The organism is Anianabacter salinae, from assembly GCF_019061145.1.
Taxonomy (GTDB): Bacteria; Pseudomonadota; Alphaproteobacteria; order Rhodobacterales; family Rhodobacteraceae; genus Anianibacter; species Anianibacter salinarum.
Genome location: NZ_JAHQZS010000002.1, coordinates 207441 through 222406 on the forward strand (window position 1 = coordinate 207441; position 14966 = coordinate 222406).

The window sequence follows — 14966 nt, forward strand, 5'->3', positions numbered from 1 at the left end:
GCTCAGCCCCTCTGGCTGAACCGGCGTCCGACCAGCCCGGCGGCGATGTTGACCTTCTGGATGTCGATGGCGCCGCCTGCGATACCCCAGCCGAAACTGTCACGCACCCGGCGCTCCATCCCGTATTCGCGCGCATAGCCATAGCCGCCCATGAGCTGCATCGCGGCCGCAGTCACCTCGCGCGTGATCTCGTTGGCCATGCACTTGGCCATCGCGGCTTCCTGGCTGTCGGGCAGCCCGGTGCCCGCGCGGGCGGCAGCGCGGTGGATCATCAGGCGCGACGCCTCGACCTTGACGGCCATTTCCGCAAGGCGAAGCTGCACCGCCTGGAAATCGACGATCGGCTTGCCGAACTGCTTGCGCTCCTGAACGTAGAGCGTTGCCTTTTCCAGCGCGCCGGAGGCCACGCCGAGCGCCATCGTGGCATTGCCCAACCGTTCGATGTTGAACAGTCCCATCAGCTTGCCGAAACCGCCCGCCTCGACCAGCAGATGCTCGCGCGGGACGCGGACATCGTCGAACGCCATGTCGGCGGACGGAACGCCGCGAAAGCCCATCAGCCGCTCCTGCGGACCAAAGGACAGCCCGGCCGTGTCCTTGTCCACGAACACCGCGCCGACGCCCTTGGCGCCCGGGATGCCGTCAAAGCGGCAGAACACGACATAGCCGCCCGAATGGCCCGCGCCCGAGCACCAGCGCTTGGTGCCGTTGATGACGATCTCGTCGCCGTCAAAGCGGGCCGAGGTGCGCAGGTCCGTCAAGGCTGTGCCCGCGTCCGGTTCCGACATCGAGATCGCCACCAGCATCTCGCCCGCCGCCGCCTTGGAGACGACGCGCGCAGCAAGGTCTGGATGCCCCAGCGCCTCGACGATGCGCACAGGCCCGGCGCAGCATTCGAACACCGGAAAGCCGACGCCGACCGACACCTTGGCGAATTCCTCCATGACAAGGAAGGCATCGAGATGCGGCAGGCCAAGCCCGCCATGCTCTTCGCGGGTATTGACCCCCAGGAACCCCATTTCGGCGTAGCGTTTCAGCCAGTCGTGGTTCACCGGCTTGCAGGTGTCGTCGACCTCATCCGCAAGCGCAGGCAGTTCGGCCTGCGCGAACTTGCGTGCGGTGTCCTGCAAGGCGATCTGGTCGTCGGTCAGGTCGAAATTCATTGGCCAGCGGCCTCCGTCTTGAAATCGAAACGTCCATTCTTGAGAACGGCGGCGTCGCGGTCCGCCGCGCGCACCTCGAAGCCGACTCGCCCGGGCGCATCGGTCCACCACGCCAGCGTCAGCGTCTCGCCGGGATAAACCGGCGCGGAAAAGCGGCCCGACTGCGCCAGAACGCGCCCGGCGTCATTGCCGCACAGCGCGGCCATCAGCCCCCGGCAGGCGATCCCGAAGGTGGACAGCCCGTGCAGGATCGGACGTTCGAACCCGGCGCGCCGCGCCACATCGGGGTCGGCGTGCAGCGGGTTCAGATCGCCAGACAGCCGGTAGATCAGGGCAAGCTGCGGCGGTGTCTCGATCCGCACAGTGCCGTCCGGCGCGCCGGACAGGACCGGCGCCGGGGCGCTTTCCGCCTGCACGGACGCGCCGCCGAAGCCGCCCGCGCCGCGGCAAAAGATGTTGTGGTTCACCGTGGCGATCCGGTCGCCGGTGGCATCGTCGGTGATCTCGCGCCGCGTGACGACGATTGCGCCCTTGCCGGGGCCCTTGTCGACAAGATCGACAATGTTCGTGCGGGCGCGAAAGCGTCCTTCTACGGGCAGGGGGCCATGCATCTGCATCGCGTGTTCGCCGTGGACGACCTGCAGATAGTCGATGCCGGTCCTTTCATCCCTCAGCCACGCGCCGTCATAGCCCAGCACGTTCACCATTGCGGGCATCGCCTGCATGTCCTGCGCGCGGTCCAGAAACCGAAGCTGTCCCTTGTCCAGCGGATCGTCGCCGTAGCCCAGACCCAGCGCGTAGATCGCCGCGTCCTTCCACGTCCACTCCTGCACGATCTCTGGCCGGTCGAGCGCCATCAGGTAGTCGGGATCGAGAGGCATCAGACGGGATCCCACGAGATGACATCGGCCGAACGCTCCAGCGGCGTGAGATGCGGCGCAAAGGCGGGCGCCATGTCGGCGATGGTCGAGGCCGTCCAGCCTTCGCCCCGGTGCAGGCTGCGCACGGGGCGGGGCTGCGAGAACAGGAATATCTCGTTGTTGCGGACCGAAAAGACCTGTCCCGAAATATGGCTGGACAGGTCAGAGCCCAGGTAGGCGACCATCGGCGCGATCTTTTCGGGCGTCATCCGCTTGAGCTTGGCGACGCGGTCCTTGTCGGCCTCGGTCTCGGTCGGAATCGACGAGACCATGCGCGACCATGCGAGGGGCGCGATGCAGTTCGAGCGGACGTTGTAGCGCTGCATGTCCAGCGCGATGCCGCGCGACAGCCCGACGATGCCCATCTTGGCGGCCATGTAATTGGCCTGTCCGAAATTGCCGATCAGCCCGGATGTGGACGTCATGTGGACCATCGACCCGCTTTTCTGGTTGCGGAACACGCCCGCAGCGGCCCGGCTCAGATGGAAGCTGCCCAAAAGATGCACGTCGATGACGGCGCGGAACTGGTCGGGGTCCATCTTGTGAAAGATCGTGTCGCGCAGGATGCCCGCGTTGTTCACCACCAGGTCGAGGCCGCCGAAGGTGTCCATCGCGGCGGCGACCATGCGCTGCACGGCGTCCCAGTCGCTGACCGATTCCGCATTTCCGATCGCGCTGCCGCCGTTGGAGCGGATGCTTTCCGCGACCTCTTCGGCGGCGTTCGCGTTCTCGGCCTCTCCGGTGAGGGTTACGCCGATGTCGTTGACGACCACGTTCGCGCCCTCTGCGGCCAGCCCTTCGGCGATGGCGCGCCCAACGCCCTGTCCGGCGCCCGTCACGATGGCCGTCTTTCCTTGCAGAACCCCTGTCATGGTGTCTCCTTCCTGTGTTTCAAAGCGTTGCCGCCGTTCCAAGGATCGCCGTCGCCTGGCTGGACAGCACGCCGCCGTTGCCATGGGCCAGGGCGATCTCGGCGCCCGGCACCTGCCGCGCGCCCGCCTGTCCGCGAAGTTGCACGGCGGCCTCGATCAACGTGAACAGGCCATACATCCCGGGATGATTGCAGCTTAGCCCGCCGCCATTGGTGTTCACCGGCAAGTCTCCGCCCGGCGCAATGGCGCCCGAGGCGGCAAACGGCCCGCCGTCGCCCTTGGCGCAGAACCCAAGGTCTTCGAGGAACAGAAGCGTGCAGATCGTGAAGGCGTCATACAACATCACATGGTCGATGTCGGCGACGCTTACGCCCGCCTCGGCCATCGCGGCGGCGCCCGAGCGCTTTGCGGCGGTTTCGCTCAGCGACGGCATCGCGGCGATCTGGCGGTGGCTGACCGCAACCCCCGTGCCAAGCACCGGCACCAGCGGCTGGCGCAGGTCGCGCGCCCGGTCGGTGCGCGTCAGGACCAGCGCGCCGCCGCCATCGGTGACAAGGCAGCAGTCGGCCTTGGTCAGCGGGTCACTCACCATGCGCGACGCCAGGATCTCGTCCGCCGTGATGTCGCCCCTCTCGAAGGCCGCGGGGTTCAGCTTGGCCCATTGGCGCGCTGCCACGGCAACCTCGGCCAGCTGCGCGCGGGTCGTGCCGTAGTCATGCATGTGCCGTGCGGCGGCGAGCGCGTAGCCCGAGATCGGATAGCGCGCCTTGTAGGGGGCCTCGAACGGCTGCGGATCTGGCATCGCGGCCAACCGGCCGCCTGCGCTGCGCTGGTTCGATCCGTAGCAGACAAGAGCCACGTCGCATTGCCCTGTGGCCAGCGCCGACATGGCAGAACGCAGGTGGAACAGGAACGACGCGCCGCCGACCATGGTGCCATCGGCGTGGCGCAGCTGCGGCGCGATCCCCAGCCGTTCGGCGACGTTCAGGACCGGAAAGCCCGACACGGACATGGCGCAATATAGCCCGTCCACATCGGCAAGGCTCAGCCCGCAATCTTCCAGCGCAAGGATCGAGGCCTCTTGCAACTGGTCGAACGCAGACCGGCCGGGTGCGTCCCAGCGCTGGGTGTTGCCGATCCCGGCGATGGAAATGGCGCCGCGCAGATCGGTCATCAGGTTGCCTCCGGGGCGTCGAACACGACGCGCGGGCCGTCCGCCGCACGTTCGATGCGCGCTGTGACGGCCATGCCGATGCGGACATCGCCCGGCGCGATGCCGGTGACGCAAGTCATCAGGCGCGGACCTTCGGACAGCTCGACGATCGAGACGTCGTGATCGCCTTCGCGCGCACGCACGGTGGTCGTGGAATAGACGGTGCCGCGCCCGTCCGCCGGGATCATGTCAGGGCTGGCGGCGCCGCAGGCCTTGCAGGTGGCGACGGGCGGGAATTGCGCCGCACCGCAAGCGCCGCAGCGCTGAATTGCAAAGATGCCGTCTGCAAGCATCTCGGTCCACCGGGCCTCGGGGCCGGGGCCGCCAAATCTGGGGTCGCTGTTGGTCATGCCTGACGCTCCGTCGAAGCCGCGCCGAGGGCGGCGAAGTCTGCCGCCTCATCAAGCGGCAATTCCGCCGCCGCGACCAGTGCGGGTTTCAACGCGGTGAAGACCGAGGGCAGCGGCGGCTGCGCAAGCCCGCAGGCCGCGAGGGCGGCGGCAGGATCGGGATCAGTTAGAAACCGGCGCGCGGCGGTCTGGCCAAGGCACTGTGCCGCGATCACCGCGATCATTGGGGTCTGGTGCGCGCCATCCTGCGCCTGCGCCTGCGTCCATTCGGCAGCGTCTGCCAGCAGCGCCAGCGCCACGCCGCGCTCTGCCAATGTCCCGGTCAGATGCACGCTTACCGGCCGGCGCGCCTTGGCCAGCGCCATGACCCATCCCGTGGACGACGCGTGCAGTCCGCCTCCGCCGTCGCCGCGCAGCGCGAGCGGAGCGCCCGCCCGCAGCGCCTTGGCGATCGCCTTGGCGAGGTCGGCGTCGGGCATATCGGCGGAAAGGGCGATATCCGTCATGCTCATGCCCCCCGGAACTCTGGTGCGCGCTTTTCAAGGAAGGCCGTGATGCCCTCGTTCGCGTCCCCAGAGGCAAGCAGGTTCGCCATCACGGCCACCTCGTGCCCCAGGGCCGCGTCAAGCGTCATGCCCCAGCGGGCGCGCATCGCCGCCTTGGTCGCCCGCAGGGCCAGCGGTGCCTGCGCGGCCAGTTGCGCGGCGAGAGATTGCGCTGCCGATACGGCGCAGCCTGATGGCACGACGCGGTCCACCAGCTTGATCCGGCGCGCTGTGTAGGCATCGACGGGCGCGCCTGTCAGGGCCGCCATTGCCTGTGCGCCCGGACCGGCGCGATCCGTCCAAAGCTGGGTGCCGCCCGCGCCGGGGATGATCCCAAGCCGGATCTCCGGCTGGCCGAAGACGGCTGTATCCGACGCGATGACCACGTCGCAGGCCAGCGCGATCTCGCAGCCGCCGCCAAGACAATAGCCCGCAACCGCCGCGATCACCGGCACGCGCGCAGCGCGGATGCGGTCGAAGGCGTGGCGGTTCTCGGACACCACATAACTGGCCGCCGTGTGACCTGACAACATGTCGATATCCGCCCCGGCCGAGAAGTTGTCTTCTCCGCCGGTCAGGATCACGGCGCGGACCGTTGCATCGGCGTTGGCCGCATCGACCGCGTCCGCGATATGCGTCAGCACCTCGGCATTCAGCGCATTGCGCGCCTCGGGCCGCTGGATGGTGATCGTCATGACGCCCGCGTCGGTCTGGACCGAAACCGGAGTGTGCTGTTGGCCTGGCATGGTCGTCCTCCTTGCGGCCAGCCTGACATACTCAATAGTATGGATGCAAGCCGCAATCCGGCTGTGCCATTGCCTGCGGGGGCGGTGCCTTGGTTTTTGCCGACGGGGCTGTGCGCGCGACGTCCTGCTGGCTGGCCATGCTGCACGGCAGCGAATCCATTCGCCAGGAATTCCAATTATTATTGGACATGGGCACGTCTTGCTGGCCCATAGTGCAGTTCCGGTGCCTCGCGCGCGCGAGCGACTCTGGCGGGATTGCGCCGTGATCCGGGATCACACCAGGCAGGGTTGCGATGGGTTGACGGAATTACATACCTATGAGTATGGTTCTTCTCACCAGGGAGGATAAACCATGCACACCATCTTCAAGCCAATGATTGCAGCCGCTGTGGGCCTCGGCCTCGCCGCAGGCGCGGCGACTGCCCAGGATGACCCGGTCAAGGTCGGCGTCATCTTTCCGTTCAGTGGCGGCGCGGGTCCGCAGGGCCAGCACGTCAGCTGGGCGATCGATTCGATGGCCGCGCTCATCAACGAGGACGGCGGCGTTCTTGGCCGCCAGATCGAACTGGTGATGCGCGACGATGAATCGACCCCGGCGGTCGGCGTGTCGCGCGCGAACGAGCTGATCGCAGAGGGCGTCGAGGTCATCATCGAGGGCTGGAACAGCCCGGTGACGCTTGCCATGCAGCCGGTCATCAGCCGCGCCGGCATCCTTGATCTCACGGCGATCTCCAAGGCGGACCCGATCCTGTCGGGCGAGGGCAACCCGCTTGCTGTCCGCTTCAACAGCTCGAACGCGCAAGACGGCGAGGTCGTCGCCAAGTACATCGTCGACAATGGCTATTCGCGCGTCGCCTTCATGACCGAGAACGATGCCTACGGAAACGGCGCGCAAGCCTCGATCCTGTCGGCGCTCGACGCGACCGGCCATGACTATGAAATCGTCGCGGAAGAGAAGTTTCCCTTCGACCAGGCCGATTTCCGCGTCGCGCTGTCGAACGTGAAGGCCGCCGAGCCCGACGTGACCATCGCGATCAACGCGAACGAAGGTCTGGGGATGCCTGCGCTGATCCGCCAGGCCTCGCGCTCGCGTTTGCCCGGGCAACTGGTCGCTGCGGTCGGAACCGTCGCGCCAAGCGTGATCGATGTGGCCGGACCTGCAGCCAACGGCGTCGTCGGGGCGGACATCTACTTCCCCAACGTCGAGCCCTTCGCATCCAACGCCGAGAACCAGGCGTTCGTCGCAAAGACCGAAGAGCTTCACGACTACACGCCCGACAAGTTCATGGCGCTTGGCGCAGCCGCGCTTCAGGTCTGGGCAAAGGCGGTCGAGGATGTGGGCAGCTTCGAGAAAGAGCCTGTGGCGGAACGGATCCGCGGCGGCAGCTTTGAGGGCACGATCCTGGGCGACATCACCTTTGGCGACAACGGACAGCTGAACTCGAACCACTACCTGTTCGACATCGTCGATGGCGAAATCGTCGTCCGCACCGACGGCTGAAGCGCAGGGCGATCGCCAGATGAGCATTCAATCACAGAACGGGCGGTCGCTTACCGTCGAAGGGCTTCGGGTGTGCTACGGCGCGCTCGTCGCCCTCGACGGGGTTTCTTTCACCGTGCGCCCCGGCGAAATCCTGGGCATCATCGGGCCCAACGGCGCGGGCAAGAGCACCTGCTACAACGCCACCACTCACATGGTGGGGCGCGAGGGCCGGGTGTTCATCGACGACGAGGATGTCACCGAGGTTCCCGCGCACAAGTTGGCCGGGATGGGTCTGCGCCGGGCGTTCCAGCAGAACACCTTCTTCTCCGACATCTCGGTCCTGGGCAACATGATCGCCGTGATCCAGCACGACTATGGCTCGTCGCTGGGGCAGACGATCTTTCGCCCGCTGCACTCTGCCCGCCGAGCGGCCGAGGCGCGAGACGCGGCGCGGGCGGCGCTGATCCGGATGGGCGTGCCCGAGAATTACCACGACAGCTATCCGACACAGATTCCCTATGGCACGCAGCGGTCGCTTTCGATCGCGCTGGCCAATGCGACGGGCGCGGGCATCCTTCTGCTCGACGAGCCCGCAGCCGGGCTTGGCGGCGAGGACATGCAAAAGCTTGTCGCGCTGATGAAATCGCTGCGGGACGACGGCGTCGCGCTGGTCGTCATCGAACATCACATGGACCTTATCATGAGCGTCACCGACCAGATCGTCGTGCTCGACCAGGGCCGCATGATCGCCAGCGGCACGCCGTCCGAAATCCGCAACTCGCCCGAGGTGCTTGAAGCCTACCTGGGGCGTTCGGAATGACCGGCGCGCAATCCCCCGTTCTGGAAGTCAGGAACCTGACCGCCGACTACAACGGCAACCGGGCGCTGACGATCGACCATCTGGCGCTGCACGAGCAAGAGCTTCTGGGCGTGGTCGGCGCGAATGGTGCGGGCAAGTCCACGCTGGTGGGCGCAATCCTCAACTGGTCGCGCGGCGCGCCGCGCGTGTCCGGCGAGGTGATCCTCGACGGCGAGGATCTCAGCCGCATGGACACCCCGAGCCGCGTCAAGAAGGGGCTTCTTCTGATCCCGGAAAGCCAGCTGATCTTTCACAGCATGAGCGTGGCCGAGAACCTGGCGCATCACGCAAGTGCGGCAGACGCGGCCGGGCGCCACGTCTATTCGCTTGATGACATCTACGATCTGTTCCCCAACCTCGCCAACCGCCGCGGCCACCTTGGCGGCCAGCTTTCGGGAGGCGAGCGGCAGATGCTGGGCATCGCACGGGCGCTGCGCCTTGCGCCGCGCGTGCTGCTTCTGGACGAGCCGTCCATCGGTCTTGCGCCCAAGCTGGTGCTGACCGTGCTGCGGACCATCCGCCAGCTTGCCGACAACGGCCTGACGGTCCTTCTGATCGAGCAGAACGTGAAGGCGGCCGTCGAGGTCGTCGACCGCATGGCGCTTCTGGAGCGCGGCCGCGTTCTGGCCGAAGGCGCCGCCGCCGAGATGCGCGACGATCCCCGCATCGCCGAAGCCTATCTTGGAGGACACGCCACATGAACCTTGCGCAGCAGATCATCAACGGGATCGTGCTGGGCCATGCCTTTGCGCTGATCGCCATCGGCTGGACGGTGCTTCTGGGCGTCGCCCGGCTGGTGAATTTCGGCCACGGGCAGATGTACATGCTCGGCGCGTTCATCACCTGGTTCGCAATGTCGGCCTGGGGGCTGCCCTATCTGGTGGCGATCCCGCTTGCGATGTCGGTGGGCGTCGGCGTCGGCTATCTGATGCAGCGCACCATGCTGAACCTGACGATCCGGCAGGATCTGGTGTCCGTGATGATCGTGACGCTGGGTTTCGGCTATGTGATCGAGGGCGCGGCGGCGCTGACCTTCGGGTCCACTGGCCAGATCCTCGACACGCCGCTGTCGCTGATGGACATCTACATCGGGGACATCTGGTTCACCTGGCAGGACATCGCCATCGTCGTCGTGACGATCCTGGTGTTCATCGCGCTGAAATACGTGATCGAGAACAGCCCCGTCGGGCGCCGCGTGCGGATGGTCGCCGAAGACCCCAAGCTGGCGCAACTGGCCGGCATCAACATCAAGCGGGTCTACCTTGGCGTCTTCGCCTTCGAGGGGGCGACGGTCGCGCTGGCCGCCGCGATGGTCGCGCCGCGCACGCCGATCCTGACCTCGATGGGGTTCGAGGAGGTCATCATCACCTTCGTCGTGGTCGTTCTGGGCGGCATCGGCTCTGTCACCGGCAGCTATCTTGCGGGGCTTGGCCTTGGGCTCTTTACCGCGTTCTTCGGGGCCTATGTCTCGTCGGCCTATGCCACGGCGGCGATGTTCGTCGTGCTGATCGCGGTTCTCGTGCTGCGGCCCGGCGGCATGACGCAGAAGATGGGAGGGCACTGAGATGACGGCATCCCGTCTTCGGCCCTTCGTGCTGCCCGTGACGGCCATCGCCCTACTTGCGCTGCCCTGGCTTCTGGGCGGGGCGAACGTGGTCTTCTCGGCCTGCGTCATCATCGCGATCTTTGCCGTGATGTCCTACGGGCTGGACGTGATCGTGTCCGACCTTGGCGAGGTCAGCCTTGCGCATCCGGTGTTCTTTGCGAGCGGCGCCTACACGACCTCGATCGCGTCGTCGCGCTATGGGCTCGATCCGGCTTCGACGCTGGTGCTGACCGTCGTGGTGGTCCTTGCGCTTGCGGCGGCCATTGCCTTCGTGACGCTCAAGCTGCGCGAGTTCGTGTTCTCGCTGGTGACCTATGCCGTGTCCGTGGTGGCGATGACCGTGGCGGCGAACTGGGCGTTCCTTGGCGGATCGGACGGAGTGACCGGCATCCCGGCCTTCGAATTCGCGGGCTTCCGCGCGCTGACCGACCGCCAGCTGTGGCCGCTGGCATGGGGGCTTCTGGTGGTGGTGCTGTATCTGGTGTCGGCTTTCCGCAAGTCGCGGCTGGGCCACGCGGCGATGACCGTGCACCTCAACCCCGCGCTGGCGCGGATGTCCGGCATCAGCCCCGAGATCGTGCGGATGAAGGTATTCCTCGTCTCGGCGCCGATCACCGCGTCGGCCGGGTGGCTTTATGCCTATCAGCGCGCCTACATCAGCGCCGATGTCCTGACGCCGTATTTCCTGATCCTGATGCTGACCGCCGTCGTGCTGGTCGGGCGCCGGATCCTGCTGGCGCCGCTGATCGGTGTGGCCATCGTGGTGACGCAGGAACGGTTCCTGTCCTACGGCGCCTATGTCGACCGGATCATCCTCGGCACACTTCTCATCCTCGCCCTCTCGTTCCTGCCGCGCGGCCTTTACGGCCTTGTCGTCGACGCCCTGTCGATGCTGCGGCGCAAGAAATCCCGTCCGCTCGACGAGCGGCAAGAAGTCTAAGGAGACAGTTATGTCCGTCATCTGGTCCCCCGCTCTCGAACCGGACGCGCAGAAGTGGTTTCAGACCGCCGCGTCACTGACCCGCGATGCCTTTGCGCCGCTTGCCGAAGAACTGGACCGCGACCAGCGGTATCCGTGGGAAAGCATCGACAAGCTGGTGAAATCGGGGCTGGCGGGGATGTTCATCCCCAAGGAATACGGCGGGCAGGGCGCGCCGCTGCGCGCCACCGTCGCCGCCGTCGAAGAGGTCGCCACCGGCTGCGCCTCGACCGCCGCGATCCTGTGCGCCTGCCAGCTTGGCGCCTTTCCGGTCTTGCTGGGCGGCACGGAGGAGCAGAAGAAGAAATACCTCGGCGCGATGGCCAGCGGAACCGCCACCAGCTTTGCCCTGTCCGAGCGGTCTACCGGGTCCGACGCCGCCGCGATCACCGCCACCGCCGAGCGTGAAGGCGACGGCTGGCGCATCAAGGGCGAGAAATACTGGATCGGTAACGGCGGCGCGTCGCGCTACTACGTCGTCTTTGCCAAGACCGATCCCGATGCGGGCGGGCGCGGCATCACCGCCTTCATGGTCGACAAGGAAGACGACGGCGTCGAGATCGACGAGTTGAACGACAAGATGGGCATTCGGGGCACGCAGACCTCGAACCTCAAGCTCGACACCTGGGTTCCAGCCAGCGCCATGCTCGGCGAGGAAGGCAAGGCGCTGCGCCTTGCGCTCAAGACGCTGAACGTCGGGCGGATCATGGTGTCGGCGCAGTCCACCGGCCTTGCCATCGCCGCCTACCGGACAGCCGCAGAGCGCGCGGTGACGCGCGAGGCGTTCGGCAAGCCGATCATCGACAACCAGGGCATCGGCTACAAGCTGGCGGACGTGGCGACCGAACTGTCTGCCGCGCGCATGATGCTGTACGAGGCCGCTCGCGCCTATGACGCGGACGAGGACGTGCAAGTCCTTGGCGCGATGGCGAAACTCTACACGTCCGAAGTCTCGCACAAGGCGGCGGATGCGGCGGTCCAGATCTGGGGCGGCTTTGGCTATTGCAAGCCGAACCTGGCCGAACGGCTATACCGCGATCAGCGCATTCTTGAAATCTACGAAGGCACGTCGGAAATCCAGAGACTTGTCTTGGCGCGGTCTGTGCGAAATGAAGTTGAGGCGTCCGTAAAGGAACGGGCAGCCTGATATTTCATACGAGGATGCGCGCAATGGTCATGCAATACCCCGCTCCGGCAAACGAGAACGACGCGAAGGACGATATCGTTCGTGCGGCAGCAGAGCTGTTCATGAACTACGGCTATTCGGCGACGTCGATAGACGCAATCGCCGAGAAACTGGGCGCGACCAAGGGGCGCATCTATCACTACTATCGCAGCAAGTCGCAGATATTCTTCGACATTCAGCGCGCGGCCATGACTCGCCTTTTCGAAGAGGTGGACCCGATCGCCCGCGCGCGGCTGCAGCCTGCCGAAAAGCTGCCGCTGATGGCCAAGGCGCATCTGTCGCTGCTGATCCGCGACATGCCGATCCAGAAGGTCGCGGTGCAGGGACTCGAGAAATACCTGTTCGAGGCCGAAGGCTTTCGCCACGCCAAGACGCTGGCCGAGATCAACCAGCTTCGCGACGACTATGAACAGCTCTTCGCCGAGGTGATCGACGCAGGGACGCGCGAAGGGGTCTTCGTCAAGGGTTCGCCGCGCATCCTGACCAAACCGTTCTTCGGAGCGATGAACTGGGCCACCGTCTGGTACCGCCCGCGTCGCACCCAGTCCGAAGATGACATCGAGATGATCTGCTCTTCGCTCGTGGATTTTGCGATGCGCGGCTTGCTGGTCGACAAAGGAGGACTTCATGAGGCCGGCGGTTAGACAGCCCTATTCCGACACCATCTGGGACGAGGTGGAAACCTGGTCGCGCGACAGGATCGCGGCGTTCCAGACCGAGACGCTGCCGGTGCAGCTTGACCATGTCGCGCGCAACAGCGCCCATTATGGCCGCGTTTTCAAGGACATCGGGTTCGAACCGGGCGATCTGAAGTCGCTCGACGATCTGCGCAAGCTGCCACTTACCAAGAAACAGGACTATGTTCAGGGGCTTGCCGACGATCCGCCCTTCGGCAGCTTCCGCGCCGTGTCGATGGCCAATGCCGCGCGGGTGCACTATTCATCGGGCACCACGTCGCGCCCTGCGCCCGTGCTGTGGAGCCACGACGACCTTGACCGCTGGGCGGACCTCTATGCGCGGTATCTTTATGCGCAGGGGCTGCGGGCGTCGGACGTGTTCCATTGCATGTTCGGCTATTCGTGGTTCGTCGGCGGGCTTGGCGCGACGATGGCGGCGCAGCACCTTGGCGCGCTGGTGATCCCGGGCGGCTCGGTCGACACCCAGCGCCAGATCGACACGATCCTCGAATACCGCCCGCGCTGCGTGATCGGCACGCCGTCCTTCATGGCCCACATTGCCGAAGCCGCCCATGCACGCGGCGTGGACCTGCCTGCAAGCAGCGTCGAGATGGTCTGCGTCGGCGGCGAGCCGGGCGCGTCGATCCCCGGCACCCGCGAGCGGATCGAACGCCAGTGGGGCGCGAGGATGTTCGACTGCTACGGCGCGCTGGAATGCCAGCCGATCGGCTGGGACACCGCGCTTCAGATCGGGCCGACGCTGGCCGAGGATTTCATCCACGTCGAGATCCTTGATGCCGACACGGACGAGCCGGTGCCCGACGGCACCCCCGGCGTTCTGGTGCTGACACATCTCGACAAGCGGGCCTGCCCGCTGGTGCGCTGGTGGACCGGCGACATCGTGGTGCGCGACAGCACGCCCGCCCCCGACGGGCGCACCCACGCGCGCCTTGTCGGCGGTGTCCAGGGACGCGCCGACGACATGCTGATCGTGAGGGGCGTCAACCTGTTCCCCTCGGCGGTCGAGGACGTGGTGCGTGCGCACCCCGGAACGACGAACGAATACGCGCTCGTCGTCTCGGACGACATGAAGGACCCCGAGACCGGGTTCCTGGGCCGGGTCGTTCTGCGTGTAGAGCGGGCCAGCCTGGCGGATGACAGCCTCAAGGACAGCCTTGGCCGTGCCCTGCGCGACAAGCTGAACGTGCGCTTCGACATCGAGGTTCTGGACCTCGGCACGCTGCCGCGCACGGTGCACAAGGCCAAGCGGCTGATCCGGGAATGACGCCGCAACCGCTCAAGGGCCGCCGCGTCGTCGAGTTTTCGCAGTTCATCGCCGGACCGACGGCGGCGCAGATGCTTGCCGACTACGGCGCCGAGGTCATCAAGGTAGAGCCGCCGCGCGGCGACGGGTCGCGCGCGCTGCCAGGCGGGGCGCACGGCTCTGCCTATTTCCGCAGCTTCAACACGTCGAAGGACAGCCATGTCCTCGACATGGCAACGCAAGACGGGCAGGCGGCCTTTGCGGCGCTTCTGGACGGAGCCGAGGCGCTGATCTGCAACGTGGCGCCGCGCGCTCTGAAGAAACTGTCGCTCGATCCCGAGAACCTGCGCCGCCGTTTTCCGCATCTTGTGGCGACGCTCATTTCGGGCTTCGGACAGGACGATGATCGATCCTGCATGGACACCATCGCGCAATGCGAAAGCGGGTTCGCCTGGATGAACGGCAATCTCGACGGAACGCCGCGCGTGTCGACCTCGTGGCCGGTCGATTTCTATTCGGGGCATTATGCCGGGATGGCGACCGCGATGGCGATGCTCGACCCTGTGCGCGAGGGCGGCATGATCGTCGATCTGTCGATGATGGAAGTCGCTTCGGCGATGCTTCTTGGCCCTGCGGCGGTTCTGGCGGCCGAGGGGATGCCGCTGGGCGCACCGTCTGGCAACCGCGACCGCGCCTCGGCGCCGTCCGGCATCTACAGGTGCAGCGACGGGCACGTCTACATCTACGGCGGGCTTGATGCCTATTGGCGGGCGCTGAACACCGAAATCGGCGCGCCGGACGCAAGCTTTGCCGAGCGGCTGGAACGGGCGGGCGAGTATGACGCCCATGTCGAGGCGTGGACCGGCGACAAGACCGCCCAGGACGTTCTGGCCATCATGGCGCGCCTGCGCATCCCGGCGGGGGCCGTGCGGCACCCGGCCGAGGCGCTGGACCGCATTCGCAGGCTGCGGCCCGGCGCGGGCGTGACGCTGCACAGCGACGGGCAGGCGATCCCCGCCTATCCCGCCCTTTTCGACGGCGCGCGGATCGCACGCACCCCGGCGCCGCCGTTGGCGGGCCCGAACGAACCTACGGAGGACTGA

16 protein-coding genes are annotated in these 14966 nt (G+C 66.4%); 9 read left to right on the plus strand and 7 right to left on the minus strand.

The genetic code is table 11. The features are described from left to right. Positions 1 to 2: 2 nt before the first annotated feature. From KTJ87_RS05555 to KTJ87_RS05585, 7 genes are read right to left on the minus strand one after another with little or no spacing between them, the layout of a single operon-like run. Positions 3 to 1163, minus strand: a complete 1161-nt coding sequence (locus KTJ87_RS05555; protein WP_267138107.1) for an acyl-CoA dehydrogenase family protein — start codon at positions 1161 to 1163, stop codon at positions 3 to 5. Beyond that, the gene (locus KTJ87_RS05560) at positions 1160 to 2044 is read right to left on the minus strand and encodes a MaoC/PaaZ C-terminal domain-containing protein (RefSeq protein WP_267138108.1); all 885 of its coding nucleotides are present in this window, start codon (positions 2042 to 2044) and stop codon (positions 1160 to 1162) included. Before KTJ87_RS05560 ends, KTJ87_RS05555 begins: the two co-directional genes overlap by 4 nt. After that, a complete protein-coding gene (locus KTJ87_RS05565; protein WP_267138109.1) occupies positions 2044 to 2955 on the minus strand; it encodes an SDR family oxidoreductase in 912 nt (303 codons plus the stop codon). Before KTJ87_RS05565 ends, KTJ87_RS05560 begins: the two co-directional genes overlap by 1 nt. 19 nt (positions 2956 to 2974) lie before the next feature. Continuing rightward, positions 2975 to 4129: an acetyl-CoA acetyltransferase gene (locus tag KTJ87_RS05570; RefSeq protein ID WP_267138110.1), complete on the minus strand. Its 1155-nt coding sequence runs from the start codon at positions 4127 to 4129 to the stop codon at positions 2975 to 2977. Continuing rightward, a complete protein-coding gene (locus tag KTJ87_RS05575; protein WP_267138111.1) occupies positions 4129 to 4518 on the minus strand; it encodes a Zn-ribbon domain-containing OB-fold protein in 390 nt (129 codons plus the stop codon). Before KTJ87_RS05575 ends, KTJ87_RS05570 begins: the two co-directional genes overlap by 1 nt. After that, positions 4515 to 5024 (minus strand): hypothetical protein, encoded by a 510-nt coding sequence (locus KTJ87_RS05580; protein ID WP_267138112.1) that lies wholly within the window; start codon positions 5022 to 5024, stop codon positions 4515 to 4517. The genes KTJ87_RS05575 and KTJ87_RS05580 overlap by 4 nt, the downstream gene beginning before the upstream one ends. A 2-nt stretch (positions 5025 to 5026) precedes the next feature. Beyond that, a complete protein-coding gene (locus KTJ87_RS05585) occupies positions 5027 to 5809 on the minus strand; it encodes an enoyl-CoA hydratase/isomerase family protein (RefSeq protein ID WP_267138113.1) in 783 nt (260 codons plus the stop codon). Positions 5810 to 6161: 352 nt separating this feature from the next. On the opposite strand from KTJ87_RS05585, the gene KTJ87_RS05590 reads away from it, so the two are divergent. Genes KTJ87_RS05590 through KTJ87_RS05630 form a run of 9 tightly spaced genes read left to right on the plus strand, consistent with a single transcriptional unit; the run spans position 6162 to position 14966 of the window. Beyond that, positions 6162 to 7310 carry an ABC transporter substrate-binding protein gene (locus KTJ87_RS05590; RefSeq protein ID WP_267138114.1) on the plus strand — a complete coding sequence of 383 codons (1149 nt, stop codon included), beginning with the start codon at positions 6162 to 6164 and terminating at the stop codon, positions 7308 to 7310. A 19-nt stretch (positions 7311 to 7329) separates the two neighbouring features. Then, positions 7330 to 8112: an ABC transporter ATP-binding protein gene (locus KTJ87_RS05595; protein WP_267138115.1), complete on the plus strand. Its 783-nt coding sequence runs from the start codon at positions 7330 to 7332 to the stop codon at positions 8110 to 8112. Next, the gene (locus KTJ87_RS05600) at positions 8109 to 8852 is read left to right on the plus strand and encodes an ABC transporter ATP-binding protein (protein ID WP_267138116.1); all 744 of its coding nucleotides are present in this window, start codon (positions 8109 to 8111) and stop codon (positions 8850 to 8852) included. Before KTJ87_RS05595 ends, KTJ87_RS05600 begins: the two co-directional genes overlap by 4 nt. Beyond that, a complete protein-coding gene (locus KTJ87_RS05605) occupies positions 8849 to 9715 on the plus strand; it encodes a branched-chain amino acid ABC transporter permease (protein WP_267138117.1) in 867 nt (288 codons plus the stop codon). Before KTJ87_RS05600 ends, KTJ87_RS05605 begins: the two co-directional genes overlap by 4 nt. A gap of 1 nt (position 9716) precedes the next feature. Next, positions 9717 to 10697 (plus strand): branched-chain amino acid ABC transporter permease, encoded by a 981-nt coding sequence (locus KTJ87_RS05610; protein WP_267138118.1) that lies wholly within the window; start codon positions 9717 to 9719, stop codon positions 10695 to 10697. A 10-nt stretch (positions 10698 to 10707) separates the two neighbouring features. Beyond that, positions 10708 to 11883, plus strand: coding sequence for an acyl-CoA dehydrogenase family protein (locus KTJ87_RS05615; protein WP_267138119.1), 1176 nt, complete (start codon positions 10708 to 10710; stop codon positions 11881 to 11883). 23 nt (positions 11884 to 11906) lie between these two features. After that, entirely contained in the window at positions 11907 to 12566 is a 660-nt protein-coding gene (locus tag KTJ87_RS05620) for a TetR/AcrR family transcriptional regulator (RefSeq protein ID WP_267138120.1), read from the plus strand. After that, entirely contained in the window at positions 12550 to 13884 is a 1335-nt protein-coding gene (locus tag KTJ87_RS05625) for a phenylacetate--CoA ligase family protein (protein WP_267138121.1), read from the plus strand. The genes KTJ87_RS05620 and KTJ87_RS05625 overlap by 17 nt, the downstream gene beginning before the upstream one ends. Then, complete coding sequence (locus KTJ87_RS05630; RefSeq protein ID WP_267138122.1) at positions 13881 to 14966, plus strand: CaiB/BaiF CoA transferase family protein; 1086 nt, start codon at positions 13881 to 13883, stop codon at positions 14964 to 14966. The genes KTJ87_RS05625 and KTJ87_RS05630 overlap by 4 nt, the downstream gene beginning before the upstream one ends.

Bases quoted from the DNA above. Each gene is read 5' to 3' on its own strand.
- KTJ87_RS05560 (WP_267138108.1), bottom strand. From the start codon at position 2,044: ATGCCTCTCGATCCCGACTACCTGATGGCGCTCGACCGGCCAGAGATC.
- KTJ87_RS05630 (WP_267138122.1), top strand. From the start codon at position 13,881: ATGACGCCGCAACCGCTCAAGGGCCGCCGCGTCGTCGAGTTTTCGCAG.
- KTJ87_RS05590 (WP_267138114.1), top strand. From the start codon at position 6,162: ATGCACACCATCTTCAAGCCAATGATTGCAGCCGCTGTGGGCCTCGGC.
- KTJ87_RS05615 (WP_267138119.1), top strand. From the start codon at position 10,708: ATGTCCGTCATCTGGTCCCCCGCTCTCGAACCGGACGCGCAGAAGTGG.
- KTJ87_RS05605 (WP_267138117.1), top strand. From the start codon at position 8,849: ATGAACCTTGCGCAGCAGATCATCAACGGGATCGTGCTGGGCCATGCC.
- KTJ87_RS05625 (WP_267138121.1), top strand. From the start codon at position 12,550: ATGAGGCCGGCGGTTAGACAGCCCTATTCCGACACCATCTGGGACGAG.
- KTJ87_RS05600 (WP_267138116.1), top strand. From the start codon at position 8,109: ATGACCGGCGCGCAATCCCCCGTTCTGGAAGTCAGGAACCTGACCGCC.
- KTJ87_RS05555 (WP_267138107.1), bottom strand. From the start codon at position 1,163: ATGAATTTCGACCTGACCGACGACCAGATCGCCTTGCAGGACACCGCA.
- KTJ87_RS05585 (WP_267138113.1), bottom strand. From the start codon at position 5,809: ATGCCAGGCCAACAGCACACTCCGGTTTCGGTCCAGACCGACGCGGGC.
- KTJ87_RS05595 (WP_267138115.1), top strand. From the start codon at position 7,330: ATGAGCATTCAATCACAGAACGGGCGGTCGCTTACCGTCGAAGGGCTT.
- KTJ87_RS05565 (WP_267138109.1), bottom strand. From the start codon at position 2,955: ATGACAGGGGTTCTGCAAGGAAAGACGGCCATCGTGACGGGCGCCGGA.
- KTJ87_RS05620 (WP_267138120.1), top strand. From the start codon at position 11,907: ATGGTCATGCAATACCCCGCTCCGGCAAACGAGAACGACGCGAAGGAC.
- KTJ87_RS05570 (WP_267138110.1), bottom strand. From the start codon at position 4,129: ATGACCGATCTGCGCGGCGCCATTTCCATCGCCGGGATCGGCAACACC.
- KTJ87_RS05610 (WP_267138118.1), top strand. From the start codon at position 9,717: ATGACGGCATCCCGTCTTCGGCCCTTCGTGCTGCCCGTGACGGCCATC.
- KTJ87_RS05575 (WP_267138111.1), bottom strand. From the start codon at position 4,518: ATGACCAACAGCGACCCCAGATTTGGCGGCCCCGGCCCCGAGGCCCGG.
- KTJ87_RS05580 (WP_267138112.1), bottom strand. From the start codon at position 5,024: ATGACGGATATCGCCCTTTCCGCCGATATGCCCGACGCCGACCTCGCC.